We start from the raw sequence: 1464 nt of genomic DNA on the forward strand, positions 1-1464 counted from the left end.
GCCGTTACCTAAATAATGGATATCCCCCCAATCCGCGACCGCGCCCGAAGCGCCTCCCCAGGCAACCCCAAGGCCTCATACACCACCCCCAAAGCCCGATTCGTCGGCACATCCAGCCCGTCATACCGCCGGCGCAATTCCAGCGCCTGCTGCGCCCCGAACCAATCCCCAACCCGCAACCGCGCATCCAGCTCCACCTGCGCAAACAAATCCCGCTGGGCATGACTGCCGCCAATCTCGTTCAACCGTGGCAACGCAATCCCCAACTGCTCCAGCGCCCGCTGAGCGTCCCCTCGGGCGTGCGCCAACAACCCCTCCGCCAGCGGTAAAGTCACTTCCCCCCACACCGGCCGCGCATCAAGGCTGTGGCGCCGCAAAGCCGCCAACAACTGATCCGCCTCTGGCTTTCCGGCCCGGGCCAGCCCATACAGATACTGCACACTCAAAAACGGCTGCACCGCATCCCCGACCCGGCGCTGCAGGTAAGGCGCCAACGCCTGCCAGCGTTCACCCACATCAATCCCCGCCAACTCCAGCCGTGCCAGCAATGACACCGCGCCCACCTGGTCCTGGGAGTACTCCGGCAAGATCCCCCACACATGCCGGTCATAAATCTCCAGCACCCGCTGATCCTCACCACGGCCCAGATAAAACAACGCCAGGTGCCACCAGTTATGGGTGTACATGAACGAGTTCAACCCATCCCAGTGATGCTTCACCCCCTCCAGAAACCCGATGCCTTCCTCGATGCGCCCCTGAGTCAGCATCACATGGGCCAGCGCGTGATGCGCCCAAGGCTCGGATGCCTGCAAGCGCAAGGCCTCCCGCGCACTGGCCTCGGCTTCCTCCAGCAAATGACACTGCTCATACGCAAACGCCAGCAACCCGTGACTGTGGGCGATATCCGGCGCACCCGCCGTGGCCTTCAACCCGATCCGCAGCAGCGCCGGCCAATTACCCCGGTTGAATTCCAGGTACTGGTTGAGCTTGGCGGCAAACAGGTCCCGGGGATAAAGATCCAGCAGGTGTTCACTCAGGCGCAGCACCTCGTCCAGCTCATCGTTGATCCAGGCCTGCAGCACCTCCAGGTACAACCGCGCCCGGGGATGCTCGGAGTTCACCGTCGCCGCGCGCTGGCGATATTTCTCGGCCAAGTCAGGGCCTTCGGGCGACTCGATAAACATCAGCAGCAAACCGGCAAATCCGTTGGCCAGGGCTGAGCCGGGGTCGGCATCGGCCACCGCCAGAATGCCCTCGGCACGGGGCTGATAGCCGAGAAAACCGCCGATGAAATCATCCAGGCCCTGGCGGGTGGCGGGGTTGAGGGTGTCGATGGGGTTGCCCAGGTAATCCAGTGACATGCGCTTCAAACTCAGTGGTTCAGATAGCGGTTAGAGGGGCAAACCTTGTGCCAGTGATGGGTTTCTCAAAAACCAGACCACCCCGTAGCAGCTGCCGAGCCTT

At 62.8% G+C, this 1464-nt stretch carries 1 protein-coding gene; it reads right to left on the reverse strand.

The annotated features are described in order from the left end of the window. Positions 1-8: 8 nt before the first annotated feature. The gene (locus HX875_RS32335) at positions 9-1361 is read right to left on the reverse strand and encodes a tetratricopeptide repeat protein (protein ID WP_177048989.1); all 1353 of its coding nucleotides are present in this window, start codon (positions 1359-1361) and stop codon (positions 9-11) included. Between the last annotated feature and the right edge of the window lie 103 nt (positions 1362-1464).

It is taken from the genome of Pseudomonas yamanorum (assembly GCF_013386765.1).
GTDB lineage: Bacteria > Pseudomonadota > Gammaproteobacteria > Pseudomonadales > Pseudomonadaceae > Aquipseudomonas > Aquipseudomonas yamanorum_A.

Excerpts from the sequence above, each read along its gene's own strand:
- HX875_RS32335 (WP_177048989.1), bottom strand. The coding sequence starts at position 1,361 with ATGTCACTGGATTACCTGGGCAACCCCATCGACACCCTCAACCCCGCC.